Below are 14,287 nucleotides of genomic sequence, written 5' to 3' on the forward strand. Positions count from 1 at the left end.
CCCCCCCCCCCCCCCCCCCCCCCCCCCCCCCCCCCGCCCCCCCCCCCCCCCCCCCCCCCCCCCCCCCCCCCCCCCCCCCCCCCCCCCCCCCCCCCCCCCCCCCCCCCCCCCCCGCGCCGTACTCGGTCCCCGAGCACGGCGACGACGACCAGCGGAGGAGGTGGGGGACCGGTGCGCAGTCGAGTGCGCGACGAGCGCGGCGCGAGTGTCGTGGAGTTCGCGCTGATCCTGCCGGTGCTGCTCGTCCTGGTGCTCGGCATCGCCGAGTTCGGGCACGCGTTCCAGGTGCAGGGCACCCTGACCGCCGCCGCCCGTGAGGGCGCGCGGGCCATGGCCCTGCAGAACGACCCGGCCGCGGCCCGCAACGCCGTCCGCGCCGCCGCCCCGACCCTCGACCCGGCCATCACCAACGGCCAGATCACCGTCACGCCGGCCGCGTGCCCTCCCACGGGGACGGCGAACGTGCGCGTGACCGTCGACTACCCGATGCCGTTCCTCACCGACTTCTTCGGCGCGAGCATCGACCTGACCGGGACGGGGGTCATGCGGTGCAACGGCTGACGAAGGACCCCTCCGCCCCCCGCCACTCGCAGGCTCGCAGCGGGGCCCTGCGGAGGGGCCGTTCCAGCACCTCACCTGCCCCCCGCGACTCGCAGGCTCGCAGCGGGGCCCTGCGGAGGGGCCGTTCCAGCACCTCACCTGCCCCCCGCGACTCGCAGGCTCGCAGCGGGGCCTCGCGGAGGGGCCGTTCCAGCACCTCACCCGCGCCCCGGCGCTCCGTCCTCCGCCGGCGCCTGGCCGGCGAGCACGGTGCCTCGGCGGTGCTCCTGGTGCTGCTCCTCGTGCCGATGCTCGGCTTCACCGCCATCGCCGTCGACGTCGGCGCCCTCTACGCGGAGCGGGCCCGGCTCCAGGTCGCCGCCGACGCCGCCGCGCTCGCCGTCGCGGCCGACTGCGCCAAGGGCGCCTGCGGCGACATGCAGGCCACCGCCCAGGCCATGGTCGACGCCAACCTCGGCGACGCCACCGCCGCACCGCCGGTCCTGGCGTCGAACCCGAACCGGGTCACCGTCGCCGGGCGGGCACCGCAGGAACACTGGTTCGCCCCCGTGATCGGTCACGACGCGACCGACGTCTCGGCCACCGCCACCGTGGCGTGGGGCGGTCCCAGCCGCGGCACCGCCGTGCTGCCGCTGACCTTCAGCTGGTGCGAGTTCAGCCAGCAGACCGGCGGCGGGCTGCCCTCGGGCACCACGGTGCGCACCATCTACCTGACCAAGTCCTCGGACACGCCCGAGGACTGCACCGGGCCGTCGGACAACTTCGTGCCCGGCGGCTTCGGCTACCTGGTCAGCGACCCGGGCCGGTGCCGCGCCTCCAGCGCCGTCGACGAGCGCTCGTACTCCTCGACGGGCAACACGCCGCCGTCGGAGTGCTCGCCCCAGGACTTCTCCGCCTGGCTGGGGCGGACCGTGCTGCTGCCGATCTTCGACGAGTACGGCGGTACCGGCAGCAACGCCTGGTACCGGGTCTACGGCTACGCCGCCTTCCGGCTGACCGGGTTCCACCTGGGCGGCCAGTTCAGCACCGACCCGAAGCCGTGCGGCGGCAGCGACCGCTGCGTCACGGGCTACTTCACCCGCTTCGTCGACCTCGGCGAGGCCTTCGACTACGACTCCGAGGCCCCGCAGATGGGTGCCTGGGTCCTCCGACTCGTCCGATAGGGGCTCCTCGTGAGACGACGACTGCTCGCCGCCCTCGTGGCACTGCTCCTCGCCGGGACCGGCGCGGTGGTGCTGCTGGCCTACGTGCGCGGCGCCGACGCCCGTGCCCTCGCCGGGGTGCGGACCGTGGACGTCCTGGTGGTGGACCGGCCGGTCCCCGAGGGGACGCCGGCCGAGGACCTCCCCGACCTGGTCCGCACCGAGCGGCTCCCGGCCAAGGCCGCCGTCGAGGGCGGGGTCACCGACCTCGACCAGCTCGCCGGGCAGGTGGCCACCGCCGACCTGCAGCCGGGCGAGCAGCTGCTGGCCACCCGCTTCGCCGCCCCCGAGGACCTCGCCGTGCCCGGCACCGTGGCCGCGCCCCCGGGGACCTCGGAGGTCAGCGTCCTGCTCGAGCCGCAGCGGGCCGTGGGCGGCCGGCTGGCGGCCGGCGACGAGATCGGCGTCTACGTCTCCATGACCCTGGAGAACGAGGCCGGCAAGACCGTCGGCACCACGCACGCGACCCTGCACGGCGCGCTGGTGACCCAGGTCCAGGGCGCCCCGGCGCCGGTGCCCGACGACACCACCGACACCGCGTCGTCGGGCGGGGCGGCGCCGACCGGCAGCCTGCTGGTCACCGTGGCCGTCCCGGCGCGCGACGCCGAGCTGGTCGTCTTCGGCATGGAGCACGGGACCGTGTGGCTCGCGCTGGAGCCCGAGGGCGCCGACCGCAGCGGCACGAAGATCGTCACCCAGGGCAACGTGTACGGCGACCTCTCCGCTCTGGGCAACGTCTACGGGGAGTCCAAGTGAGTCGAGTGGTGCTCGGCGCGGCGGGCGAGGAGCTCGTCCTGCGCGTCAAGGAGGCGGCCGACGGCGACGTGCACGTGCTGCCGCCGGGCCGGCTGCCCGCCGACCCCGCGCGGCTGTTCGAGCAGCTGGTCGACGGCGAGCTGCCCGACGTCCTGCTGATCGGACCCGACGCGGTGCTGCAGGAGGCGTTCGGCCTGGCCGCGCGCCTGGACGTGCAGTGCCCGGGCATCAGCGTCGTCCTGGTCGCCGACCCGACGCCGGAGACCTGGCAGGAGGCCATGCGCGCCGGCATCCGCGACCTGCTGGCGCCGGCCGCCGACCCCGCCGAGATCCGCGCCGCGGTCGAGCGGGCCGGGTCGGCCGCGGCCGGACGGCGGCGGGTGCTGCGGCCGGTCGAGGAGACCGCCCGCTACACCGGCCGGGTCATCACCGTGGCCTCGCCCAAGGGCGGCGTCGGCAAGACGACCGTGGCCTCCAACCTGGCGATCGGGCTCACCGAGACCGCGCCCCAGTCGACCGTGCTCGTCGACCTCGACGTGCAGTTCGGCGACGTCGCCTCGGCGCTGGGCCTGGTGCCCGAGTACGCGCTGCCCGACGTCGCCCACGGCCCGGCGGCCGAGGACACGATGGTCCTCAAGACCTTCCTCACCCAGCACCCCAGCGGCCTCTACGCCGTCTGCGGCGCGGACTCGCCGGCCGCGGGTGACACCGTGACCGCCGCCGACGTCACCCGCCTGCTGGCATCGCTGGCCCGCGAGTTCCGCTACGTCGTCGTCGACACCGCGCCGGGCCTGTCGGAGCAGACCCTCGCGGCGCTGGACCGGGCCACCGACGTCGTCATGCTCAGCAGCATGGACGTCCCCGGCGTCCGCGGGCTGCGCAAGGAGCTCGACGTGCTGCGCGAGCTGTGCATGATCCCCGCCGGCCGGCACGTGGTGATGAACTTCGCCGAGGCCAAGGGCGGCCTGTCGGTGCGCGACGTGGAGACCGCGATCGGCACCGGGGTGGACGTCGTCGTCCCGCGCTCGGCCGCGGTGCCGGCGTCGACCAACCAGGGCGTGCCGATCCTCGCCGCCGGCCGCCGGGACCCCGCCGCCAAGGAACTGCGCCGGCTGGTCGCCCGGTTCGCCGCGACGCCGATCGTGCGCCCCGGCCGGTACCGCGCCAAGCACCGGGCGGCGTCGTGAACCTCGCCTCCCGGCTGGCCGCCGCGCAGGGACGGCACTCGGCGCCCGAGGCCCCGGCCGCCCCCTCCGCCGTCCCGCCGCCGCGGCCGGTGTCCCGGCCGGCCGCCCCGGTCGCGGCGCCGCCCACCGACGCGCTCACCCGGCTCAAGGACCGGGTGGCCAAGGCGCTGTTCGAGCGCATGGGCAGCCGGATGAACGACCCGTCGCTGTCGGAGGACCAGCTGCGCACGATCGTGCTCGGCGAGCTCGACGAGGTGGTCGAGGAGGAGCGGGTCCCGCTGTCGGCCGAGGAGCGGGCGCGGCTGACCGCCGAGCTCGCCGACGACGTGCTCGGCTACGGCCCGCTGCAGCGGCTGCTCGACGACCCGAGTGTCACCGAGATCATGTGCAACGGCCCCGACGCGGTCTACGTCGAGCAGGGCGGCAAGCTGGTCCGCTCCGGGGCGCGCTTCACCTCCGAGGAGCACCTGCGCCGGGTGATCGACCGGATCGTCTCGAAGGTGGGCCGCCGGATCGACGAGTCCTCGCCGATGGTGGACGCCCGCCTCGCCGACGGGTCCCGCGTCAACGCGATCATCCCGCCGCTGGCCTTCTCCGGCTCGACGCTGACCATCCGCAAGTTCGCCAAGGACCCCTTCGGCGTCGAGGACCTCATCGGCTTCGGGACCCTCTCGCCGGAGATGGCCGAGCTGCTGCACGCCTGCGTCGAGGCCCGGCTGAACATCATCGTCTCGGGCGGCACGGGCACCGGGAAGACCACCCTGCTCAACGTCCTCTCCTCGTTCATCCCCGAGGGCGAGCGGATCGTCACCATCGAGGACGCCGTGGAGCTGCAGCTGCAGCAGGAGCACGTCGTCCGGCTGGAGTCGCGGCCGCCGAACATCGAGGGCCGGGGCGCCATCACCATCCGCGACCTGGTCCGCAACTCGCTGCGGATGCGGCCCGACCGGATCGTGGTCGGTGAGTGCCGCGGCGGGGAGAGCCTCGACATGCTGCAGGCGATGAACACCGGTCACGACGGCTCGTTGTCGACCGTGCACGCCAACTCGCCGCGGGACGCGATCGCCCGGCTGGAGACCCTCGTGCTCATGGCCGGCATGGACCTGCCGCTGCGGGCGATCCGGGAGCAGATCGCCTCTGCCGTCGACGTCGTCGTCCAGCTGACCCGGCTGCGCGACGGCACGCGGCGGGTCACCCACGTCACCGAGGTCCAGGGCATGGAGGGGGAGACGGTGACCCTGCAGGACGCGTTCCTGTTCGACTACTCCGCCGGCGTCGACGCCGCCGGCCGGTTCCTCGGCCGGCCGGTGCCCACCGGCGTCCGGCCGCGGTTCACCGACCGCTTCGAGGAGCTCGGCATCCGGGTCTCCCCGCGGGTCTTCGGCACCGTCGAGCCGCGCCGGGGGTGGGCCTGATGTCCCCGCTGCTGTTCGCCGCCGGGCTGCTCGCGGTCACCGCCGCGCTGCTGGTCCTGGCGCTGGCCGTCCTGCCGGCCGGGCCGCGGCGGGTGCCGCTGTCCCGCCTCGACCCCACGGTCGCGCCCCCGGCATCGGCGCTGGCGGGGGCGTCGGCGGTCGCCGGGGCCGCGGTCGAGCGCGCGCTGGCCCGCCGCGGCCGGGTGGCGGCCGGCACCGCGGCGCTGGAGCGGGCCGGGGTGGCGATGGCGCTGGCCGACGTCGTCCTGCTGGTGGGCCTGGCCGGCCTCGTCCTCGGCGCCCTCGGCTTCCTGGCCGGCGGGGTGCTGCTCGCCGTGCCGCTCGCGGCGCTGGCTCCGCTCAGCGCCAAGGTGGGGCTCGGCCTGCGGCGCCGGCGGCGCCAGGCGGCCTTCGCCGATCAGCTCGACGACTCGCTGCAGCTGATGGCCTCGAGCCTGCGGGCCGGCCACAGCCTGCTGCGCGCGGTGGACTCGGTGGCCACCGAGGCGGCGTCCCCCACCTCGGAGGAGTTCGCTCGCATCGTCAACGAGACCCGGGTGGGCCGGGACCTCGGCGACGCCCTCGAGGAGGTGGCCGAGCGGACCGCCAGTGACGACTTCCGCTGGATCGCGCAGGCCATCGCCATCCACCGCGAGGTGGGCGGCAACCTGGCCGAGGTGCTCGACACCGTCGGGCACACCATCCGCGAGCGCAACGCGATCCGCCGCCAGGTCAAGGCGCTGTCGGCCGAGGGCAAGCTGTCGGCGGTCGTGCTGATGGCCCTGCCGTTCGGCATCGTCGCGTTCCTCGCGGTGAGCAACCCGGCGTACCTCTCCGGCTTCACCGAGAGCCTCGCCGGCTACGTGATGATCGGGGTCGCCGCCGCGCTGCTCACCGTGGGCGCGGTGTGGCTCAAGAAGACCGTGACGATCCGGTTCTGATGAGCACCCTCCCGCCTCCCGTGCTCGCGGCCGCGCTGGCCGTCGCCCTCGCCGTCCCACTGCTGGGCTGGGCCCTGCTGGCCCGGCCGCAGGACGCCGCCCGTGCCCGCGCCAACCTGACCCGGGGCCTGGATCTGCCCGGGGCCACCGCCGGCCGGTCGCGCCCGCGGCTGCTGCCGCGGCTGGCCGGGGCGCTCACCCCGGCCGGCACGGTGGCCCGGCTCGACCGGCTGGCCGCCGCCGCCGGCCGTCCCGCCGAGTGGCCGGTGCCCCGGCTGGTGGCCGCCAAGCTGGTGCTCGCCGCCGTCGCCGCGGCGCTGGGCCTGCTGGTGGCGACCGCCCGGCCCGGCCCGCTCACCGTGCTGATGGCCGTCGTCGCGACCGGGGTGGCCTACGTCGTCCCCGAGCTGCTGCTCCACAGCCGCGGGCAGGAGCGGCAGCAGGCGATCGGCCTCGAGCTCGCCGACACCCTCGACCAGATGACCATCGCGGTGGAGGCCGGGCTCGGCTTCGAGGCGGCGATGTCGCGCGCCGGGCGCAACGGCCGCGGCCCGCTGGCCGAGGAGCTGATCCGCACGCTGCAGGACATCGGTGTCGGCCAGCCGCGGCGGGAGGCGTACCTGGCGCTGGCCGAGCGGACGGCGGTCCCCGACCTGCGCCGGTTCATCCGCGCGGTGGTCCAGGCCGACGCCTACGGCGTCTCGATCGCCGACGTGCTGCGCACCCAGGCCGCCGAGATGCGGCTCAAGCGCCGGCAGCGGGCCGAGGAGAAGGCGATGCAGATCCCGGTCAAGGTGATCTTCCCGCTGATCGTCTGCATCCTGCCGACGCTGTTCATCGTGCTGCTCGGTCCCGCCGTCATGGACATGGTCGGCGCCTTCAGCGGCTGACCCGTGCACCTCCGCGGACGTGCACGGGTCAGGGGCTCAGCCGGTCGAGCGGGGCTGGGCCGGGTTGGTCGGGTCGCCCTGCGACGGCGGGTTCACCGGTGGACCGGAGGTCGCCTGCGAGACCTTGGAGCCGGCCGAGGCGTGCACCGGGTCGTCCGCGGCCGCGGCCGCCGGGTCACCGCCCGAGGGCTGCGCGCCCTCGTGCAGCGACTTGAGCCGGTTCTCCATGGCCATGACGACCTGCAGTCGGTTCGCGTGGGCCCGCTCGTAGTCGAGCAGCGTCTGCAGGCCGGTCGCGTCCAGCGTGCGGATGCGCGAGATCAGTCCCTCCACCGGCAGGTGGTCGTAGTCGGGCAGCGGCAGCTGGTCGTGCTCGGTCATGGGGAGGCGCCTACCCCTGCCTGCCGGATCCGACACCGTGTGTGGCGGTCGGGCCGGTGGGTAGGCGGCGAGCAGTGCGCGTCCCGCCGAGGACGCCGTTCCGCACACCGATCCCGCACTGAGGAAGTGGTCCCCACCCCATGGACGTGTCCTTCCTGGCACCGGTCTTCGAGGCCCCAGGTCCCTTCGCCACCGTCACCGCCGACGTCACCCACGTGACGGAGAACGCCGACACCGAGCTGGACCTCCGCGTCCGGGCGGTCGCCGAGAAGCTCACCGAGCAGGGCGCACCGGAGGCCGTCGTCGAGGCGGTGCGCAGCCGGCTGCTCGAGGGCAACGACGGCGGCGAGGCCGGCACGATCCGCGGCCGAGCGGTGATCGTCGCCTCCGATGGCAGGGTGGTCTTCGACTCCCAGCTCGGCGACGTGCCGCGCCAGGAGCTCGCCGAGTGGTCGCCGCAGCCGGACCTGCTGCCGGTGCTGCGCGCGCTGCCCGGCCGCGTGCCGCACGTCGTGGTCCTCACCGACCGGACCGGTGCCGACCTCACCCTCGCCACCCTCCCCGGCCACGCCGAGGAGGAGGAGACGGTGAAGGGCGACACCTTCCAGATCCGCAAGTTCCAGGGCGGCGGCTGGGCCCACCACCGGTACCAGCACAACGCCGAGAACAAGTGGGTGCACAACGCCGACGACGTCGCCGAGCACATCGCCTCGGTCGTGCGCCGCGTGCACCCCCGCTTCGTCCTGCTGGCCGGCGACATGCGCGCCCGGCAGATCCTCACCGACCGCGCCAGCGGGCTGTGGTCGGACCTGATCGTCTCCATCGACGAGGGCGGCCGGGCCGCCGGCGCCGACCGGGAGCCGGTCGAGCGCAAGGCCGCCGAGCTGGTCGCCGAGCACGAGGCCCACGACGAGGCCGAGGTCGTCGAGAAGATCAGCTCCGCCGGTGCCCACGGGCTGGCCGTGACCGGCACCGCCAACGTCGTCGAGGCGCTCCGCAAGGCGCAGGTGGAGACCCTCGTGCTCGCCGACCCCGCCGACGACGAGAAGCTCCTCGTGGGCGCCTCGCCGCTCGAGCTCGGCGTCGACCAGGCCGACATGGACGCCCTCGGCGTGCAGGAGGTCCACTCGGTGCCGGCCGAGCGGGCCCTGCTGGCGGCCGCGGTGGCGAGCACGGCCGGCGTCGTCGTCGTGCCGCGCGCGGCCATGCCGGGGGACATCCCGGTGGCGGCGATCCTGCGCTACACCGACGACTCCACCCCCACCCCGCAGTGACGGAGGCCGCAGCCATGTCCGATCCGCACCAGGAGGGCACACCCGCCGGGACCAGCCCGGCCGACGTCGACCGCCGTGCCGCCATCGCCGAGGTGCTGGGCAAGGAGGTGTGGCCGGCCGACCGGGACACCCTCCTCGCCCGGGCGCAGGAGTCGAACGCGACCGACCGGGTGCTCGCCGACCTGCGCCGGCTGCCGGAGGGCGAGCGGTTCGAGAACGTGCAGGAGGTGGCCCGGGCCCTGGGCCTCGGCACCGAGCAGCAGCGGTTCTGAGGAGACCTCGTGGTCACGCAGAAGGAACCCAGCCCCGAGGCACTGGCCAACGTCACCGAGCACAACATCGAGACCCGCGCCGACCTGCTCCCCGAGGAGGCCGAGATGAAGGGCTCGGGCATGGAGGAGGTGGCCGCCGAGGTGATCCTCGCCGAGTCCGAGGAGCGCACCCTGCACCCGGACCCTGACGACGCCCAGGGCGCCCACCGGCAGTCCGCGGAGACGGCGGACCTGCCCTGAGCCGGCCGCACGAGCACCCGGTCCAGCTGCGCTGGTCGGACACCGACGTCTTCGGGCACGTCAACCACGCCCGCGTGCTCGGCCTGCTCGAGGACGCCCGGCTGGCCATGGCCGACCCCAGGCCGGGCGCGGGGATCATCCTCGCCCGGCTGGAGGTCGACTACCTGCGGCAGATCCACTACCGCGCCGGTGAGCACCTGACCGTCGTCGGCACGGTGACCCGGCTGGGCCGCAGCTCCATCGGACTGCGCCAGGAGCTCGCCCAGGACGGGCAGCCGGCACTGCGCGCGGAGATGGTGCTGGTGAACTTCGACTACGCCGCCGACGCCTCGACGCCCCTGACCGGGGACCAGCGGGCGCACTGGTCGCGCTGGCTCGTGGACTGACCGCCGGCGCGGGCGGTCAGCCGGGCGGAGGTGCGGTGCTGTCCCGGACCACCAGCCGCGTGGCGAGCTCGATCCGTGGTCCCTCGACCGGCTCGCCCTGCATCAGCCGGAGCACGGTGCGGGCGGCGAGCATGCCCATCTGGGCCAGCGGCTGGTGCACGGTGGTCAGCGGCGGCGGGGACCACTGGGCCTGGGGCAGATCGTCGAACCCCACCACGCTGAGGTCCTCGGGCACCCGCAGACCCTGCCTGCGGGCTGCCTCGTAGACGCCGAGCGCCATCTGGTCGTTGGCGGCGAAGACCGCCGTGGGCCGGTCGGGCAGCCGCAGCAGCGCACCGGCGCACTCGAACCCGGACGCGTACCCGAAGTCGCCCTCCAGCACCAGCGCCGGGTCGACGGCCACGCCGACGGCGCTCAGCCCGGCCCGGTACCCGTCGAGACGGGCGCGGCTGGACCACAGGGGAGCGGGGCCACCCACGAACCCGATCCGCCGGTGACCCAGCCCCGTCAGGTGGTCGGTGGCGCTCAGCCCGCCGGCCCAGTCCGTCGCGCCGATGGTCGGCACGTCGAGCGACGCGACCCCGGCCGGGTCGATGACCACGGCCGGGACCTGCAGCTCCTCCAGCTCCGACCGCAGTGTCGGGTCCAGCTCGCTGGTCACCAGGATGGCGCCGTCGCTCGCCCGCGCTCCGAGGTTCTCCAGCCAGGCGCGGGTGGCGCTGGCGCGGCGGTGGATGGCCGAGACGACGGTGCCGACCCCCTCGGCGTGCGCGGCCTCCTCGACGCCGCGGATGATCTCCACCGCCCAGGGGCTGTCGAGGTCGTTGAACACGAGGTCGACCAGCCGTGCCCGGTCCCGCGCGCGGCCCCCGCGGCGCTGGTAGCCGTGCTCGCGCAGCAGCTGCTCGACCCGCTCGCGGGTGCGCGGCGCGACGTCGGAACGCCCGTTGAGGACCCGGGACACGGTCGGCAGGGAGACGCCGGCCTCCGCCGCGATGGCCGCGATCGTGATGGCACGGCCCTGACTCTCGGACACCCGTTCCTCCTCCTCGGAGGGTCCAGCCTAGGGCCGCCCGCCCTCGGGACGGGCCCACCGCACGGTCCGAGACCGAGCCTTGACGTACCGCGACACCCATCCGTAACGTGGCTCACGTTCCGGAAACTTTCGGAAACCTCGAACAGCTCCTCTCGGAAGGTCCAGCTGCATGCGTGCTCACACGTCCCGCATCGTCGCCCGGGGTGCCCTCGGGCTCGGTCTGGTGCCCGTCCTCCTGTCCGCGGCGGTGCTGCCCGCCGCCGCGGCTCCCGCGCAGGAGGCGCCGCCGAGCCACGCCAACGAGGACCAGTCCTACGGCCAGGCCAAGAAGAACGGCCTGCGCACGGTCGCGCCCGACGACCTGGTCATCGGCACCGCGGCCGCCGGTGGCGGGCACCACGTGGACGCCGGCTACCCCGACCCGTTCACCTACGACCAGCAGTACCGGCGTCTCCTCGCGGCGGAGTTCAGCTCCGTCTCGCCCGAGAACCAGATGAAGTGGGACTTCATCCACCCCGAACCGGGCGTCTACAACTGGGGGCCGGCCGACGCCATCGTCGACTTCGCCGAGGCCAACGGCCAGGTCGTCCGCGGGCACACCCTGCTCTGGCACAGCCAGCTGCCGGCCTGGGTGCACGAGATCGAGGACCCGGCGGAGCTCCGCGCGGTCCTCAAGGACCACATCCAGACCGTGGTCGGCCGCTACGCCGGCCGCATCCAGCAGTGGGACGTCGCCAACGAGATCTTCGCCGACGAGTGGGACAACGGCGGCGTGCGGCTGCGGGACGGCTCGACGGGTGCCACGGCCAACCCGTTCATCGCGAAGCTGGGCCCGGGCATCATCGCCGACGCCTTCCGCTGGGCCCACGAGGCCGACCCGGAGGCCAAGCTCTTCCTCAACGACTACGCCGTCGAGGACTGGAACACGAAGAGCACCGCCTACTACGACCTGGCCAAGCAGCTGCTCGCCGAGGACGTCCCGCTGCACGGGTTCGCCTTCCAGGCGCACCTGGACCTGCAGTACCCCTTCCCCAGCACTCTGCAGGCCAACATGCAGCGCTTCGACGACCTGGGCCTGGAGACCGCGATCACCGAGCTCGACGTCCGGTTCACGCTGCCGGAGGACGGCCGGCCCACACCGGAGCTGCTGCAGGAGCAGGCCGACACGTACCAGGGCGTCCTCGAGGCCTGCCTCGCGGTGGAGGACTGCAACTCGTTCACCATCTGGGGCTTCACCGACAAGTACTCCTGGGTGCCGAGCTTCTCGCCGGGCCAGGGCGCGGCGACCGTGATGTTCGAGGACTACGAGCGCAAGCCCGCCTACTGGGCGCTGCACGAGACCCTGGCCGCGGCGCAGGACTGACCGCGGCCCCACCGGCCAGGAGCTGACCGCCGGGCGGTCGCCACGCACGACGGCGACCGCCCGGCGTCAGCGGCCACCCCGGGGCGGCCGCCCGTCCCGGTCCGATCACGTTCCAGGGGGAGTCCATGACCACGTCCCGCAGGCGCGCGCTGCGCCTCGTCACCGCACCGCTGGCCCTCGGCGCACTGCTCCTCGGCGTCGCGCCGGCGCAGGCCGCCGGCGCCGGCCCGGGCCAGGGCGGCCCGGCGACCGCCGAGATCGTCACGACCACGAAGCTCGAGGGCCGGGTCGCAGCCCTCACGTTCGACGACGGGCCCAACCCGCGCGACACCCCGCGGCTGCTCGGGGTGCTGCGTGAGCACGACGTGAAGGCGGTGTTCTGCCTGTGGGGCGACGTCGCCCGGCAGAACCCGGACCTGGTCCGGCAGATCGTGGCCGAGGGACACACCCTCTGCAACCACACGATGCACCACGACAACCTGACCAACTGGTCGCCGGAGGCCGTCCGCGCCGACCTGGAGGCCACCTCCGCGCTCATCCGCGAGATCGTGCCGGGCGCGCGGATCCCCTACTTCCGCGCCCCGTACGGCGCCTGGGGCCAGAGCCCGCAGGTCGCCGCCGACCTGGGCATGCAGCCGCTCGGCTGGACGGTCACGATCGAGGACTGGGAGACCCAGGACGCCGACGTCCTCACCGAGCGGCTGGAGAGCCGGGTGCGGGCCAACCCCGGCGCGGTCGTCCTGCTCCACGACGGCCCGGACATCAACCGCAGCGGCACCGTCGAGGCCGTGGCGCGGGTGATCCCGGAGCTCGAGGCCGAGGGCTGGCGCTTCCACAAGCCCGACCGCCGCGGCTGACCGTTTCCTGACAGGGGGACCCGCGACGGGGTGCCGCCGGTGGCACCCCGTCGCGGGTCCTGCCTGTCCCAACGGGGTAGTGCAGCGCCATGCCGAAGACGACGAAGAGCGGCGACGCGAGGGACGAGGAACTCCCCAGCACCCTGCAGCGCTCCGACGAGAAGGCGCAGCGCACGTACGCCAAGGCGCACGACTCCGCCGTCGAGACCTACGACGGCGACGAGCAGCGGGCCAACCGGGTCGCATGGGCGGCGGTCAAGCACACCCACGAGAAGGTCGGCGACCACTGGGAGCCCAAGGACCACAAGGGGCCGAGTGACCCCCAGGCCGAGGGCGGCGCCGGCACCGACCGCGAGACCAAGGGCGGGGTCGACGCGAACGCCACCAAGGAGCACCTCCTGGACGTCGCCAAGCGGCTCGACGTCCACGGCCGCTCGTCGATGACCAAGGACGAGCTGGTCGACGCCATCCAGCAGGCCAACGACCGGGAGACGCGCCGGGCGCGGGAGGAGTAGCCGCGGGTGGGGTACCGGGGCGCCATGAGCCCACGCCCGCTGTCCGAGCAGGTCGTCGTCGTCCTCGGTGCCTCCAGCGGCATCGGCCGGGCGACGGCGCTGGAGTTCGTCCGCCGCGGGGTGACCCGCATCGTCGTCGCCTCGCGGTCGGTGGAGGCCCTGGCCACGCTGGTAGACGACCTCCGGGAGCGCCCGGCGGAGGCCGTCGCCGTCCCCACCGACATCTCCGACGACGACGCGGTGGCCACCCTCGCGCAGGACGCGGAGGAGCGCTTCGGGCGGGTCGACACCTGGGTCACCGTGCCGGCGGTCAGCGTCTACGCCACCGTCGCCGACACCACGATGGCCGAGTTCCGCCGGGTCACCGAGGTCAACTACCTGGGCCACGTCGCCGCCGCGAAGGCCGCCGTCCCGGTGCTCGAGCGGGACGGCGGCGGGGTGCTGGTCGGCATCGGCTCCGTGGAGAGCCACCGGGCGCTGCCGCTGCACGCGGCCTACTCGGCGAGCAAGGCCGCCGTGCGGCTGTTCTACGACGCGCTGCGCATGGAGCTGACCGACGCCGGCTCCCCGGTGTCGGTGTGCACGGTGCTGCCGGCCAGCATCGCGACGCCCTTCTTCGAGCACTCGCGCAGCCGGACCGGGTCCATGCCCAAGCCCCCGCCGCCGGTGTACGCCCCCGAGCTCGTCGCCGAGGCGGTCGTCCGGCTGGCCGAGCACCCGCGCCGCGAGGTGCCGGTCGGTGACGCCGCGTTCGGCTTCCTCACCGGGCAGAAGGTGAGCCCCGCGCTCACCGACGCGCTGCTGTCGGTGGTCGGCCCGCGGGCCCAGACCAGCGACCGCCCCGACGACGGCACCGACATCCTCGACACCCCGACGCCGGGACCCGGCCGGGTGCGCGGCGAGTACGCCGACCAGGCGCTGACCACCAGCCCGCTGAGCCGGGCGGCCTGGGCGGTGCCCCGGCCCGGCGACCTGCTCATGCGCGCCCGGCGCCGCCGGTCCTCGGGCTGA

The 14,287-nt window shown here is 74.7% G+C and carries 17 protein-coding genes; 15 read left to right on the forward strand and 2 right to left on the reverse strand.

Features of this window, described 5'->3' with window-relative positions; translation table 11 throughout:
* Positions 1–171: 171 nt before the first annotated feature.
* From ACI78U_RS11410 to ACI78U_RS11440, 7 genes are all read left to right on the forward strand, one after another.
* On the forward strand, positions 172–561 hold the full coding sequence (locus ACI78U_RS11410) for a TadE/TadG family type IV pilus assembly protein (protein WP_456875428.1): 390 nt from the start codon (positions 172–174) through the stop codon (positions 559–561).
* Between the two features lie 260 nt (positions 562–821).
* Positions 822–1,724 (forward strand): pilus assembly protein TadG-related protein, encoded by a 903-nt coding sequence (locus ACI78U_RS11415; RefSeq protein WP_456875429.1) that lies wholly within the window; start codon positions 822–824, stop codon positions 1,722–1,724.
* A 9-nt stretch (positions 1,725–1,733) separates the two neighbouring features.
* Positions 1,734–2,519, forward strand: coding sequence for a Flp pilus assembly protein CpaB (gene cpaB / locus ACI78U_RS11420; protein ID WP_456875430.1), 786 nt, complete (start codon positions 1,734–1,736; stop codon positions 2,517–2,519).
* Positions 2,516–3,706: an AAA family ATPase gene (locus ACI78U_RS11425; RefSeq protein ID WP_456875431.1), complete on the forward strand. Its 1,191-nt coding sequence runs from the start codon at positions 2,516–2,518 to the stop codon at positions 3,704–3,706. Before cpaB ends, ACI78U_RS11425 begins: the two co-directional genes overlap by 4 nt.
* A complete protein-coding gene (locus ACI78U_RS11430) occupies positions 3,703–5,121 on the forward strand; it encodes a CpaF family protein (RefSeq protein ID WP_456875432.1) in 1,419 nt (472 codons plus the stop codon). The genes ACI78U_RS11425 and ACI78U_RS11430 overlap by 4 nt, the downstream gene beginning before the upstream one ends.
* Positions 5,121–6,062 carry a type II secretion system F family protein gene (locus ACI78U_RS11435; protein ID WP_456875433.1) on the forward strand — a complete coding sequence of 314 codons (942 nt, stop codon included), beginning with the start codon at positions 5,121–5,123 and terminating at the stop codon, positions 6,060–6,062. The genes ACI78U_RS11430 and ACI78U_RS11435 overlap by 1 nt, the downstream gene beginning before the upstream one ends.
* Entirely contained in the window at positions 6,062–6,952 is an 891-nt protein-coding gene (locus tag ACI78U_RS11440; RefSeq protein WP_456875434.1) for a type II secretion system F family protein, read from the forward strand. The genes ACI78U_RS11435 and ACI78U_RS11440 overlap by 1 nt, the downstream gene beginning before the upstream one ends.
* Positions 6,953–6,988: 36 nt before the next feature.
* On the opposite strand, the gene ACI78U_RS11445 is transcribed toward ACI78U_RS11440, so the two are convergent.
* Entirely contained in the window at positions 6,989–7,333 is a 345-nt protein-coding gene (locus ACI78U_RS11445) for a hypothetical protein (protein WP_456875435.1), read from the reverse strand.
* 140 nt (positions 7,334–7,473) lie between these two features.
* Between ACI78U_RS11445 and ACI78U_RS11450 the strand changes: the two genes are divergently transcribed.
* From ACI78U_RS11450 to ACI78U_RS11465, 4 genes are read left to right on the forward strand one after another with little or no spacing between them, the layout of a single operon-like run.
* Positions 7,474–8,607 (forward strand): baeRF2 domain-containing protein, encoded by a 1,134-nt coding sequence (locus ACI78U_RS11450; protein ID WP_456875436.1) that lies wholly within the window; start codon positions 7,474–7,476, stop codon positions 8,605–8,607.
* A 14-nt stretch (positions 8,608–8,621) separates the two neighbouring features.
* Entirely contained in the window at positions 8,622–8,879 is a 258-nt protein-coding gene (locus ACI78U_RS11455; RefSeq protein WP_456875437.1) for a DUF2795 domain-containing protein, read from the forward strand.
* 9 nt (positions 8,880–8,888) lie between these two features.
* Positions 8,889–9,119, forward strand: coding sequence for a hypothetical protein (locus ACI78U_RS11460; protein WP_456875438.1), 231 nt, complete (start codon positions 8,889–8,891; stop codon positions 9,117–9,119).
* Positions 9,120–9,145: 26 nt separating this feature from the next.
* The gene (locus ACI78U_RS11465; RefSeq protein ID WP_456875501.1) at positions 9,146–9,505 is read left to right on the forward strand and encodes an acyl-CoA thioesterase; all 360 of its coding nucleotides are present in this window, start codon (positions 9,146–9,148) and stop codon (positions 9,503–9,505) included.
* Between the two features lie 16 nt (positions 9,506–9,521).
* Here ACI78U_RS11465 and ACI78U_RS11470 read toward each other — a convergent pair whose 3' ends face one another.
* Positions 9,522–10,541 (reverse strand): LacI family DNA-binding transcriptional regulator, encoded by a 1,020-nt coding sequence (locus tag ACI78U_RS11470; protein WP_456875439.1) that lies wholly within the window; start codon positions 10,539–10,541, stop codon positions 9,522–9,524.
* 169 nt (positions 10,542–10,710) lie between these two features.
* Here ACI78U_RS11470 and ACI78U_RS11475 point away from each other — a divergent pair, with 169 nt between their 5' ends.
* The 4 genes from ACI78U_RS11475 (at position 10,711) to ACI78U_RS11490 (ending at position 14,287) form a co-directional block, all read left to right on the forward strand.
* Positions 10,711–11,904, forward strand: coding sequence for an endo-1,4-beta-xylanase (locus ACI78U_RS11475; RefSeq protein WP_456875440.1), 1,194 nt, complete (start codon positions 10,711–10,713; stop codon positions 11,902–11,904).
* Between the two features lie 125 nt (positions 11,905–12,029).
* Positions 12,030–12,761 carry a polysaccharide deacetylase family protein gene (locus ACI78U_RS11480; protein ID WP_456875441.1) on the forward strand — a complete coding sequence of 244 codons (732 nt, stop codon included), beginning with the start codon at positions 12,030–12,032 and terminating at the stop codon, positions 12,759–12,761.
* Between the two features lie 89 nt (positions 12,762–12,850).
* Positions 12,851–13,276 (forward strand): ChaB family protein, encoded by a 426-nt coding sequence (locus ACI78U_RS11485; RefSeq protein ID WP_456875442.1) that lies wholly within the window; start codon positions 12,851–12,853, stop codon positions 13,274–13,276.
* 24 nt (positions 13,277–13,300) lie between these two features.
* Positions 13,301–14,287 carry an SDR family oxidoreductase gene (locus tag ACI78U_RS11490; protein ID WP_456875443.1) on the forward strand — a complete coding sequence of 329 codons (987 nt, stop codon included), beginning with the start codon at positions 13,301–13,303 and terminating at the stop codon, positions 14,285–14,287.

It is taken from the genome of Geodermatophilus sp. SYSU D00710 (assembly GCF_054050195.1).